Annotated in this window: 14 protein-coding genes; 5 read left to right on the top strand and 9 right to left on the bottom strand. The window is 70.8% G+C overall.

Translation table 11 applies throughout. From position 1 onward, the window contains the following. Positions 1–49 precede the first annotated feature (49 nt). Both ABZU99_RS12695 and ABZU99_RS12690 read right to left on the bottom strand, forming a co-directional pair. Positions 50–703, bottom strand: coding sequence for a hypothetical protein (locus ABZU99_RS12695; RefSeq protein ID WP_355939199.1), 654 nt, complete (start codon positions 701–703; stop codon positions 50–52). Then, a complete protein-coding gene (locus tag ABZU99_RS12690; RefSeq protein WP_356047000.1) occupies positions 696–1,511 on the bottom strand; it encodes an alpha/beta fold hydrolase in 816 nt (271 codons plus the stop codon). Before ABZU99_RS12690 ends, ABZU99_RS12695 begins: the two co-directional genes overlap by 8 nt. A gap of 127 nt (positions 1,512–1,638) precedes the next feature. Between ABZU99_RS12690 and ABZU99_RS12685 the strand changes: the two genes are divergently transcribed. The 4 genes from ABZU99_RS12685 (at position 1,639) to ABZU99_RS12670 (ending at position 5,718) form a co-directional block, all read left to right on the top strand. Next, complete coding sequence (locus tag ABZU99_RS12685; RefSeq protein ID WP_355939830.1) at positions 1,639–2,373, top strand: lysophospholipid acyltransferase family protein; 735 nt, start codon at positions 1,639–1,641, stop codon at positions 2,371–2,373. 158 nt (positions 2,374–2,531) lie between these two features. Next, on the top strand, positions 2,532–3,824 hold the full coding sequence (locus ABZU99_RS12680) for a DUF5931 domain-containing protein (protein ID WP_356047002.1): 1,293 nt from the start codon (positions 2,532–2,534) through the stop codon (positions 3,822–3,824). Next, positions 3,821–4,513 carry a response regulator transcription factor gene (locus tag ABZU99_RS12675; protein ID WP_355939202.1) on the top strand — a complete coding sequence of 231 codons (693 nt, stop codon included), beginning with the start codon at positions 3,821–3,823 and terminating at the stop codon, positions 4,511–4,513. Before ABZU99_RS12680 ends, ABZU99_RS12675 begins: the two co-directional genes overlap by 4 nt. Before the next feature lie 176 nt (positions 4,514–4,689). Next, positions 4,690–5,718, top strand: a complete 1,029-nt coding sequence (locus tag ABZU99_RS12670) for a 6-phosphofructokinase (RefSeq protein ID WP_355939205.1) — start codon at positions 4,690–4,692, stop codon at positions 5,716–5,718. 313 nt (positions 5,719–6,031) lie between these two features. Here the strand turns inward: ABZU99_RS12670 and ABZU99_RS12665 are convergent, their stop codons facing one another. The 5 genes from ABZU99_RS12665 to ABZU99_RS12645 all read right to left on the bottom strand — a co-directional run bounded on the left by ABZU99_RS12665 (position 6,032) and on the right by ABZU99_RS12645 (position 9,324). Next, positions 6,032–8,026, bottom strand: coding sequence for an anthranilate synthase family protein (locus tag ABZU99_RS12665; RefSeq protein ID WP_355939208.1), 1,995 nt, complete (start codon positions 8,024–8,026; stop codon positions 6,032–6,034). Between the two features lie 94 nt (positions 8,027–8,120). Next, positions 8,121–8,177: a trp operon leader peptide gene (locus ABZU99_RS12660; protein WP_106516695.1), complete on the bottom strand. Its 57-nt coding sequence runs from the start codon at positions 8,175–8,177 to the stop codon at positions 8,121–8,123. Between the two features lie 35 nt (positions 8,178–8,212). After that, positions 8,213–8,629 (bottom strand): PIN domain nuclease, encoded by a 417-nt coding sequence (locus ABZU99_RS12655; protein ID WP_355939211.1) that lies wholly within the window; start codon positions 8,627–8,629, stop codon positions 8,213–8,215. Next, positions 8,626–8,916 carry a hypothetical protein gene (locus ABZU99_RS12650; protein ID WP_355939214.1) on the bottom strand — a complete coding sequence of 97 codons (291 nt, stop codon included), beginning with the start codon at positions 8,914–8,916 and terminating at the stop codon, positions 8,626–8,628. The genes ABZU99_RS12655 and ABZU99_RS12650 overlap by 4 nt, the downstream gene beginning before the upstream one ends. 81 nt (positions 8,917–8,997) lie before the next feature. Then, positions 8,998–9,324, bottom strand: a complete 327-nt coding sequence (locus ABZU99_RS12645) for a hypothetical protein (protein ID WP_356046989.1) — start codon at positions 9,322–9,324, stop codon at positions 8,998–9,000. A gap of 184 nt (positions 9,325–9,508) precedes the next feature. Here ABZU99_RS12645 and ABZU99_RS12640 point away from each other — a divergent pair, with 184 nt between their 5' ends. Next, positions 9,509–9,859, top strand: a complete 351-nt coding sequence (locus ABZU99_RS12640; protein ID WP_355939220.1) for a hypothetical protein — start codon at positions 9,509–9,511, stop codon at positions 9,857–9,859. A gap of 170 nt (positions 9,860–10,029) precedes the next feature. Here the strand turns inward: ABZU99_RS12640 and ABZU99_RS12635 are convergent, their stop codons facing one another. Further along, positions 10,030–10,365 carry a YnfA family protein gene (locus ABZU99_RS12635; RefSeq protein WP_355939223.1) on the bottom strand — a complete coding sequence of 112 codons (336 nt, stop codon included), beginning with the start codon at positions 10,363–10,365 and terminating at the stop codon, positions 10,030–10,032. 10 nt (positions 10,366–10,375) lie between these two features. Then, positions 10,376–11,224 (bottom strand): MerR family transcriptional regulator, encoded by an 849-nt coding sequence (locus ABZU99_RS12630; RefSeq protein ID WP_355939226.1) that lies wholly within the window; start codon positions 11,222–11,224, stop codon positions 10,376–10,378. Between the last annotated feature and the right edge of the window lie 111 nt (positions 11,225–11,335).

The raw sequence follows: 11,335 nt of genomic DNA, 5'->3' as shown, positions 1-11,335 counted from the left end.
CGACCCACGAGGCCAACAAGAACAGCAGGGCCCGGAAACGACAACTGGCTCAGACGACGGCGCCGCGCCCCGGGTCCTCGTCCTCCTCCTCGTCGCTGTCCTTCATCCGCAGCACCAGCGTGACGAAGCCGCCCAGGAAGCCGCCGACGCCCAGGGTGGTGATCCACCACACCAGCTCCACCTGGAACAGCACCACGCCGAGCAGCAGCAGCGGACCGCCGAGCACGCCCAGCCAGGCGAAGCGGGACGTGGTGTCCGCCTCGGGCAGCGGCGGCGGCTCCGGCGGGATGAAGTGGCCCTCGTCGGTCTCGTCGGACTCGTCGTCGGAGGGTTCGTGGGCCTCCCAGTCGCGGGGGCCGACGCCCGGTGCGTAGACGATGAAGCTGCCGATCGGCTTGTCGGGCTTGGCGAGCCCGCCGGACGCCGATTCACCGACTGCGTCGGCCGCCTCAGCCTTGCCGTCGTCGGCCCCCTCGCCCCGCTCGGCCGTCTTGCCTTCGGCAACGGCGTCGAGGCCGCCGTCCGCCTCCGGCGAGGGGCGGTCGCGGCCCCACTCCTCGGTGAGGTTCTCGGCTGCGGGCCAGCGCTCCGCGCCCGGGGGGTCCGGCGGCTCCTCGCCGTACGCAGCGACGATCTCGGCGAACGCGGCCTCGTCATCGCGCCGCGCGTCCGCCTCGTTCTCGTTCGAATCGCGCTCAGCCACTGGCCGTCGCCCCCTCCTTCCCGCTGTCCTTCCCGGGATCGGTCCCCGTGTCCTCTCCCTTACCCGTCGTCAGCCGGGTGATGAACGTGTCCGTCTCCGCGAAGACGAACTCGGCGTCGTGGTCGAGCGTCGCCACGTGGTAGCTGCGCCCCAGCAGCTTCTCGGTGACGTCCCGCGAGGACACCTGGCTCAGGATGCGCTCGGAGTCGGCCGGCGGCACCACATGGTCCTGCGGGCTGTGCATCACCAGCAGCGGCTGGGTGACCTGCGGCAGTTCGGCGTCGACCACCCGGAAGAACCGGCGCAGCGAATGCACGGCGTGCAGCGGCACCCGCTCGTAGCCCGTCTCCTCCGCCCCCGGCTTGGCGATGTCGCTCACGATGCCCTTGACGGAGGGCACCAGATGACGCACGACGGGCAGCGCGGCGGCCACCCGGTCGTGCACTTTGTTGGCCGGGTTGACCAGGGCGAGGCCGCTGATCGCCGAGCCGTGCTGGGCGGCCAGCCGCAGCGCGAGCGCGCCGCCCATGGACAGACCGCAGACGAAGACCCGCTCGCAGCGCTCGCCGAGCGCGCGCAACTCCCGGTCGACCTCCGCGTACCAGTCCTGCCAGCCGGTGACGGCGAGATCCTGCCACCGCGTGCCATGGCCGGGAAGCAGCGGCAGGGAGACGGTCAGACCGCGCGCCGCCAGATGGTCGGCCCAGGGGCGCACCGACTGGGGGGAACCGGTGAAGCCGTGACAGACGAGGACGCCGATCTCTCCGCCGTCGTGGCGGAACGGCTCGGCTCCGGGAAGCAGCGGCACCACGGATCTCCGTTCGGTGGTGAAGCGGGCATCGGGCTCCTCAGCGTACGCGGCGCGCCGCATGCCGGGTAGGCAGGTTAAGGTCTCCTCGTCGGATACAGGAGGTCCTCGGTTGTTCTACGGCGCAATGAAGCTGTCGGTGGGCGGTACGTTGAAGCTCGCCTTCCGGCCCTGGGTGGAGGGGCTGGAGCACATCCCTGCCGAGGGGCCGGCCATTCTCGCGAGCAACCACCTCTCCTTCTCCGACTCGTTCTTCCTGCCCGCGATGCTCGACCGGAAGGTCACCTTCATCGCCAAGCAGGAGTACTTCACCACCCCGGGGGTCAAGGGGCGTTTGACGGCGGCCTTCTTCAAGGGCGTCGGACAGCTCCCGGTGGACCGCTCGGGCTCGCGCGGCGCGGGCGAGGCGGCGATCAAGGCCGGTATCGAGGTGATCAAGCGCGGTGAGCTCTTCGGGATCTACCCCGAGGGCACCCGCTCCCCGGACGGCCGGCTCTACCGGGGCAAGCCGGGCGGTCTGGCCCGGGTCGCGCTGGCGACGGGCGCTCCGGTGATCCCGGTGGCGATGATCGACACCGAGAAGATCCAGCCGCCCGGCAAGATCGTGCCGAAGCTGATGCGGCCCGGCATCCGGATCGGCAAGCCGCTGGACTTCAGCCGTTACCACGGCATGGACGGCGACCGCTTCATCCTGCGCTCGGTGACCGACGAGGTGATGTACGAGATCATGAAGCTCTCCGGTCAGGAGTACGTCGACATCTACGCGACCGCAGCCAAGCAGCAGATCGCGGAGGCGGAGGCGGTCCGGAAGCAGACCGAGAAGGCCGAGAGGGAGAAGGACAAGCACAAGGCCGGGGCGTAGACGCGACCCGGCGCCGGGGGTGGGGGGAAGTGGCCCAGCAGCAGGCCAAGCGCGAACGTTCCGGACGTGAGCGCGTCGGACGCGAGCGAGCCGGACGTGAGCGCGCCGGACGCGAGAACGTCGGACGTGAGCGCGCCGGACGCGAGAACGCCGTACGCATGTCCGTCGAGCAGCCGCTGTGGCAGGCGCTGACCGCGTACCGCGTGCTCACGCTGCTGTACGCGCTCAGCCTCTACGTCTACGCCTTCGGCGACTACCACCACCCGCTGGGCGCCGGCGCCTATATGGCCGTGCTGACGGTGTGGACGGCGCTGACCTTCCGCATGGTCTCCTCGGCCGAGCGCTGCACCCGGCGGTTCCTGGTCGGCGACCTCTCCATCGCGGTGACCGGCATTCTGCTCACCCCGCTCGTCGACACCCATGACCGGATCGCCGACGGCACGCCCACCCTGCCCTCCATATGGACGGCGGGCGCGGTCCTCGGCTTCGCCATCAAGGGCGGCTGGCGCTGGGCCGCGTGGGCCTCCACCGTCGTCTGCGCGGCCAACATCGTCGAGCGCGGCGGCTTCGCCCAGGACGTCGTCCACATGCTGATGCTGGTCTGGGTGGCGAGTGTGGCCATCGGCTATGTGGTCGAGGTGGCCCGCGCCAGTGAGCGCACCCTCGCCCGCGCGCTGCGCATCGAGGCGGCGACCCGCGAACGCGAGCGGCTGGCTCGCGACATCCACGACAGCGTGCTCCAGGTGCTCGCCATGGTGCAGCGGCGGGGTGCCGCGATCGGCGGCGAGGCGGCCGAACTGGGCCGGATGGCGGGCGAGCAGGAGATCGCGCTGCGCACGCTGGTCTCCAGCGGCCTGGTGACCCCGCCGCGGGGGGCGGCGGACGTGGACGCCCGAACGGACATCCCGGACACGCCCGCGGCCACGGCGACCCCGGCGACCACGGCGGCACCGCCCGGACCGCTCGTCCCGGCGGACCCGGAGGAGACCGGCGGCGGGCCCTGCGATCTGCGCGCCCTGCTGGCGCCGCACGCCGGATCCCGCGTCACCCTGTCCGAACCGGGCGCCCCGGTGGTCCTCCCGGCGGGCGCCGCCGGGGAGTTGGCCGCCGCCGTCGGCGCCGCGCTGGACAATGTACGGATCCACGCGGGCGACGACGCCCACGCCTGGATCCTGGTGGAGGACGAGCCGGACGCGGTGATGGTGACCGTACGGGACGACGGCCCCGGCATCCCCGAGGGCCGGCTCGCGGACGCCGAGGCGGAGGGGCGTCTCGGGGTGGCCCTGTCCATTCGGGGGCGGCTGCGCGACCTCGGCGGCAGCGCCGAGTGGATCTCCGCGCCCGGCCAGGGCACCGAGGTGGAGCTGATGGTGCCCAGGGCAGCGCCCGGGCCAAAGGCTCCCAAGGCCCTGATGAACAGCACGAAGGACAAGGGGGAGACGACACGATGATGGAGCCCGAGCCCGAGCGCCACGACGGTCGCCCGGTGACGGTGATGGTGGTCGACGACCACCCCATGTGGCGTGACGCCGTGGCCCGCGATCTGTCCGAGGCCGGATTCGATGTGGTGGCCACGGCGGGGGACGGGCCGCAGGCCGTCCGCCGGGCCAAGGCCACCGAACCCGATGTGCTGGTGCTCGATCTCAACCTCCCCGGCTTGCCCGGGGTCGAGGTGTGCAAGGAGGTCGTCGGCTCCCACCCCGAGCCGCGGGTGCTGGTGCTCTCCGCGAGCGGTGAGCACGCGGACGTCCTGGAGGCGGTCAAGTCCGGCGCCACCGGCTATTTGCTGAAGTCGGCCAGCACCGAGGAGCTGCTGGACGCGGTGCGCCGCACGGCGGCCGGCGATCCGGTCTTCACTCCGGGTCTCGCGGGCCTGGTGCTCGGCGAGTACCGGCGGCTGGCGGGCGAGCCCGCCCCCACCGCCGTCGACCAGCCCGCCGCTCCCCAGCTCACCGAGCGCGAGACGGAGGTGCTGCGGCTGGTGGCCAAGGGGCTGTCGTACAAGCAGATCGCCGAGCGGCTGGTCATCTCCCATCGCACGGTGCAGAACCATGTGCAGAACACCCTCGGCAAGCTCCAGCTGCACAACCGCGTGGAGCTGGTGCGCTACGCGATCGAGCGCGGCCTGGACGACGTCTGAGACCGGGCGGTGAGGTTTGGGCATCGCCTCACCCCTCGTAAGAGTGAAGTTCAAAAACAACTCCCTTGGCGTGGACGGGAATCGACCGACACCCCATCCCCTGTGACCTGGATCACCGTTAGCGTGGCCCCGTGCCGGGCCCAATCACGGGATTTCACGGGAGAAGGGAAGAAACGATGCGGGTCGGAGTGCTGACCGGTGGCGGTGACTGCCCCGGGCTCAACGCGGTCATCCGCGCCGTGGTGCGCAAGGGCGTACAGGAATACGGCTATGACTTCGTCGGCTTCCGGGACGGCTGGCGCGGTCCTCTCGAGAACGACACCGTTCCCCTCGACATCCGCGCGGTGCGCGGCATCCTGCCGCGCGGCGGCACCATCCTCGGATCGTCCCGTACCAACCCCCTCAAGAGCGAGGACGGCATCCGCCGGGTCAAGGAGAGCATCGCCAAGCACGAGGTCGACGCGCTGATCGCGATCGGCGGCGAGGACACGCTCGGCGTCGCCGCCCGGCTCTCGGGCGACTACGGCATCCGCTGCGTCGGCGTCCCCAAGACCATCGACAACGACCTGTCCGCCACCGACTACACCTTCGGTTTCGACACCGCCGTCAACATCGCCACCGAGGCCATCGACCGGCTCCACACCACCGCCGAATCGCATATGCGCGTCCTCGTCGTCGAGGTGATGGGCCGTCACGCGGGCTGGATCGCCCTCCACTCGGGGCTCGCGGGCGGCGCCAACGTCATCCTCATCCCCGAGCAGCGCTTCGACGTCGACCAGATCTGTGCCTGGATCGAGTCCCGCTTCAAGATCCGGTACGCCCCGATCGTGGTCGTCGCCGAGGGCGCGATGCCCAAGGACGGCGACATGGTCCTCAAGGACCAGTCGCTGGACTCCTTCGGCCATGTCCGGCTCTCCGGGGTCGGCGAGTGGCTGGCCAAGGAGATCGAGAAGCGCACCGGCAAGGAGGCCCGCACCACCGTCCTCGGCCATGTCCAGCGCGGCGGCACGCCCAGCGCCTTCGACCGCTGGCTGGCCACCCGCTTCGGGCTGCACGCCATCGACGCGGTCCGGGACGAGGACTTCGGGAAGATGGTGGCGCTGCGCGGCACCGACGTCATCCGGGTCCCGCTCGCCGAGGCGACCGCACGCCTCAAGACCGTCGACCCCTCGCTCTATGCCGAGGCCGAAGTCTTCTTCGGCTGACGCCGTCTGGGTGCAGTACGGCGATGGGCCGGGCGCGCTTCCTCCCGCGCGTCCGGCCCATCGCCACGTCCGGCCTTGGGCCAGTCCGCCCTTGGACCTGTCCGCCCTTGGGCCTGTCCGCCCTTGGGCCTGTCCGCCCTTGGGCCTGTCCGGCCTTGGGCCTGTCCGCCTTTGGATCAGTCCGCCCTTGGGCCAGTCCGCCCTTGGGCCAGTCCGCCCTTGGGCCAGTCCGTCCTCGGGCCAGTCCGTCCTCGGATCAGTCCGCCCTCGGATCAGTCCGCCCTCGGGCCAGTCCGCCCTCGGACCAGGACGGTCAGACCAGGACGGCCGCCAGCAACTCCGCCACCAGCGCCGAGCCGTTCAGCGACAACACCGACTCCGGATGGAACTGCACCCCGGCGAAGCCCGGCCCGCGCAGCGCGTGCACATCGCCGGTCACCGGGTCCCGGCTCAGCTCCACCCGGTGCATCGCCAGTTCCGTCTCCGCCGCCACCTCACACCGCGCGGTGAAGGTGTTGTAGAAGCCGACCGTTTCCTCGCGCCCGAAGAAGCCGATCCGCTCCTGGGCGCCCTGGAACGGCACGTCCTTCCGGGCGATCGCCAGCCCCAGCTCGGCCGCGATCAGCTCGTGCCCCAGACACACCCCCAGCAGCCCATGCCGGTGCCCGGCCAGCAGATCCGCGGCCAGCCTGCGCAGAAAGCGCATCTTCGGGTCGGCCGTGTCATTCGGGTCGCCCGGCCCCGGGCCGAGCACCACCGGCCCCTCGTGCGCCAGCGCCGCCTCCCGCACCCCCGGCTCGTCGTACCGCCGCACCGTCACGGTCAGCCCCGAGGTGCGCAGCAGATGCGCGAGCATCGCCGTGAAGGTGTCCTCGGCGTCGATCACCAGCGCCTCCCCGGACAGTCCGCCGATCGCCGGCTCCTGCGCCGTCTGCATCCGCAGCCAGAACGGCGCCAGATCCGCCCGCCGCGCGTCCAGCGCCGCCCGCACCCCCGGATCGTCCGCGAGCCGCGGCTGCTCCTGTGGCGCCTCCTCCCGCACGGGCGCCGGCCGCACCCCGAGCGCGGTGAGCACCCCGGCCGCCTTCGCATGCGTCTCGGCGACCTCGCCGCGCGGATCCGAGTGGCGCACCAGCGTCGCCCCGACCGGCACCCGCAGCGAGCCGTCGCCGTCGATGTCGGCCGTGCGGATCAGGATCGGCGAGTCCAGCGTCTGCGCACCGCCGCCGTCCCGCCCGATCAGCGCCAGCGCCCCCGCGTAGTAGCCACGCCCGGCGGGCTCATAGCGCTCGATCACCCGGCAGGCGTTCTGCACGGGCGAGCCCGTCACCGTCGCCGCGAACATCGTCTCCCGCAGCACCTCCCGCACATCCAGCGAGGAGCGGCCGCGCAGCTCGTACTCGGTGTGCGCGAGGTGCGCCATCTCCCGCAGCCGGGGCCCGATCACCACACCGCCCATGTCGCCGACGGTGCACATCATCTTCAGCTCCTCGTCCACGACCATGGACAGCTCCTCCACCTCCTTGCGGTCGTGCAGGAACTCCAGCAGCCCTTCCGCCCTGGCGCCGTCCTTGGGGTAGCGGTACGTCCCGCTGATCGGGTTCATCACGACCGTCCCGCCCGCCGGTCTCCCATCACCCTCGAACGAGAGCGCTTCGCGCTCGCCCGTCCCACCCGTCATCCGCACATGCACCTCGGGGCTGGCCCCCACCAGCGTCCGCCCGTCCGCCAGCCGCACCACGTACGTCCAGTACGCGCCCCGCTCCCCGGCCAGCAGCCGCCGGAAGAGCGCGAGCGCGTCGGTACGCGCGAAGCCCGGGATCTGCCCGGTGAAGGTCCTCCGGATGACGAAATTGGCCCCCTCACCGGTGCCGATCTCGTCCTCGATGACCCGGCCCACGATCTCGGCGTACGCGTCGTCGTCCACGTCGAAGGCCCCGCCCTCCACCGCCACGTCATGCGCGGGCAGCGCCTCCAGTACCTCGGCGAGCGGCAGCTCGTACGACTCCTCCGGCCGCAGCACGGCCAGCGGCGTCCCGTCGTCCCGTACGTCGAAGCCCCGCTCCCGGATCTGCCGGAACGGCACAAGCGCCAGGGCGTCGCTCACCGCCTTGTTGCTTTCGGGCGCCCCGGTCGGCAGCGCGATATCGGTCAGGCGGTCCTCCTCGGTGACCGGCCCGACCAGCACCTCGACGGTGTCCGGCGCGTGCCCGGGGGTACGGCGGTGCAGCAGGGCGAAGGGCGGGGCGTCGTCGGAGAGCAGACGTGCGATGACGGCGGATGTGTCTGGGGGCGTCTCGTTTCGCATTGCGGTGGGTTCCTTCCGGAAGGAGGAACGGCCCGCGCAAACGCCGAAGGCCGCCCCTCGGGCGGCCTTCGCGAGATCTATGAGTGCGCGCGATTCAGTGGGCCGCCGGATGAGCGGTCCACCACCAGGTCATGGTCAGTCGCGCGAACATGCCTGGAACCATACCTCAGCCCCTGGATGTGTGGCTCAGTCGAGTGAGCCGGGGTCGGCGATCCAGCGCGTCGGCTGCTCCGTGATGTCTGCGAGCGTGTCCAAGTCCCTGTCGTAATGGAGCAGGATCAGCCCGCAGAGTTCCGCGACCGCTGCAGTTAGGAGATCGACAGGACCAGCACTACGGTGTGTGCCTCGCCGCAACATCAGCATCTGTACCGTCGCGGCTCGATCGGCGACCTGATCAGGCAACGGCACCCATGGGAACTTGTCGAGCTGGACCTGCAGGTCATTGCCGTGACGGACGGACCGGGCCGAGTAGAGCACCTCCAGCCGGGTGTAGTCGCACATGTGCACACGGCCAGCAGCCACGACCGAATCCCAGTCGTGCGCGGCCTTGTGGTGCAGGCGGTGGAAGGCTGAGGTGTCGATTAAGAAACGCTCGTTGTTCACGCTGCTCCACGTGCGGCGTCCGGCCGCTCTTCGAACGCGCCCTCGGCACTCATCTCACGAATCCGTTGAAGCGCTGCGCTCCTGCTCTCGCTCGCCGCTGCCTCGACGGCCTCCTCTATGGGCAGGTGGGCGCCATGCTGCTCGTTGTAGTCGAGCGCGTCACGCACGGCCTGCTCCTTGGCTAGCCGGAGCACGGATAGCACCGTGTGCTCGGGGCTGTAGCCAGACACCCGCGCCGCCAGAATCTTTAGCCACTCATCGTCCACGTGAATGCTGATGTGGGCCATGCCGCACCACCTCCCGAGCTGTACGCCCAGTATGCCGGAATTCCCTTGTGCCAGGGGGCGGGAGCTGACCTGATCGTCGGCTCAGCCTTTCCAGGGCTTGTCGGCCAGGGGGGTGCGGACCCACCCGACGTCTCCGGTGTTCTCGTCCACCTCCAGGACCAGCGTCTGGCCACCGGGCCGCTCGGCAGCCCTCACCATCGCGCGCACCAGGTGCTCGGCGAGATCGGGGCCTTCGTGCGGCACGCCGGGCGGTACGTCCTGACGCACTTCGTCACCGTTGTTGAGGGTCAGGATCAGGTGCTGGGGCGTTTTCTGGTCCCACCTGACCTGCTCGACGGTGTCGGCGCGCACCATCCGGCTGCCGGACGTGTCGCTGTTCACCCGCACCCATACGTCGTACGTCGTCATGGAATCAGCGTAGGTGCCGGGCGCCCGCGGGGCGGGATATGCCCAAAGGGTGCCGATGTCGGACTCAACCGCTCTTGTGCGACGGCCTGACCTCGCATTTTGCGATGCCGCTGACGGAGGCTAACTTACGGGGGCGCGCATCCCGTTGATGCGCGAAACACACCACAGCACGGGGGAATTCATCGTGTCCACGCGCACGCTCAGCCGTCAGACCAAGGCCCGGATCATCGCGATCCCGCTGGCCCTCATCATCGCCGGCGTCTGGTACTACACGAGCCGCGGCAACACCACCGGCCCCGAGCACAAGGACACCACCAGCGCGGCCGTCGCCGATGTCGGCGACTGCATGCAGAACAAGGGCTCCGAGAGCGCCCCGGACCTCTCCATCGTCGACTGCGGTGCCAGTACGGCGGACTACAAGGTGAAGGAACGGTACGCCCTTGACCACACCTGCGACGACGGAGACAGCCAATACCAGGTGACCCGCAGGGGCAGGGCGCAGTTCACCCTCTGCATGGAGAAGCTCGGCCAGTAGGACGAGACGGGGGGGGCGCGGCGCAGGCGCCGCGCCCCCTGCGTCCGACCGTCCCCAGCGCTCCGCCCTCGCGTACGGCCTCGGTGCAACGGAGCAGCCATGAGTGCTAAGCGCATGATCTTGAACCCGAGCGGGCCCCGGTGTGGGGCCCGCTTCGCGCTTGTGGGCGGTCAGTCTCCGCGTGGGGCGTACATGATCACCGCCATGCCCGCCAGGCAGATCGCGGCGCCTATGACGTCGAACCGGTCGGGGCGGTAGCCGTCGACGATCATGCCCCAGGCGATCGATCCGGCGACGAAGATGCCGCCGTAGGCGGCCAGGATGCGGCCGAAGTTGTCATCCGACTGGAAGGTGGCCACCACTCCGTACAGGCCGAGCGCGATAACGCCGGCGCCGATCCAGATCCAGCCGCGGTGTTCGCGGATGCCCTGCCAGACCAGCCAGGCACCCCCGATCTCGAACAGGGCGGCGACGACGAACAGGGCGACGGAGCGGGCGACGAGCACAGCGGGTCCTTCAAGCAGGCCAGGGCAGGCAGGAGGCGGGCGGGGTCGGGACGGGGCAGGCGGCGTCGGCGAACAGCTCGGCCAGCAGGCCGGCTCCCTCGGCCGGGGCGCGCACCTCCAAGTGGAGGTCAGGGCCGTCGATGTGGAGACGGAAGTCGAAGAACGCGCAGCAGCCTTGCTCGGCCGCCGCCAGTTCGGCGACCGCCGCCGTGCGCGAGGCCGGCAGTGTCAGGCGCAGCCCTTCGGGGATCTCGCGGCGGCGGACGCCGGTAAGGGCTTGGCGCCAGGCCGCGACGCGCTCGGCCATCCGCTCGCCGGTCAGCGAGCACGCTACCGGGGCCGTGCGCCACCGTTCGGCCTCTTCCCCGGCCGTATGGCGGCTGGGGGCCAGCGCCACATCCACCGGTCCCGGGCCTGGCCGGGAGGCGGCTGGCTGCCCGGTAGTGGGCTTGATGGGGGTGAGGAAGCCGCATTGTGGGTCGCACTTACCGGTCCGGTCCGGCAGCGCGTCCAGGTGTTCAAGCGCGGCGCGCAGGGTCGCGGTGAACGCCGCGAGCTCCGCTGTCCGCTCCTCGGCCGCAGCCAGGCGGGAGGCGATCCGCGGCCGGAGGTCGGCCTTCACCTCTCGGCAGGCCCCTGACTCCCATACCGACAGCAGCTCGGCGATCTCCTCCAGCGGCAGCCCGAGGTGCTTGGCTGCCCCGATGAACGCCAGCCGTTCTACGGCGTCTTCGCCGTAGAGGCGGTAGCCGGAAGCGGTCCTGTCGGCGGGCAGCAGCCCGGACGTCTCGTAGAACCGCAGCGTGGTCGCCGGAACGCCGACGCGTTCGGCGAGCTGGGAGATCCGCATCGCGCTCATACCGCCGACCGTAAACCTTCGATACGACTCGAAGGTCAAGCCCACGGTGCCCCTGCGAGGGGTGTCCACGCCGAGCCGGGGGTGACGGTGGAGGAACTGGCGCGCGATCTG

The organism is Streptomyces sp. NPDC005266 (assembly GCF_040607655.1).
Taxonomy (GTDB): Bacteria; Actinomycetota; Actinomycetes; order Streptomycetales; family Streptomycetaceae; genus Streptomyces.
The sequence above is the reverse complement of the archived record's forward strand: the minus strand, read 5'-3'. Positions and strand labels throughout refer to the sequence as shown.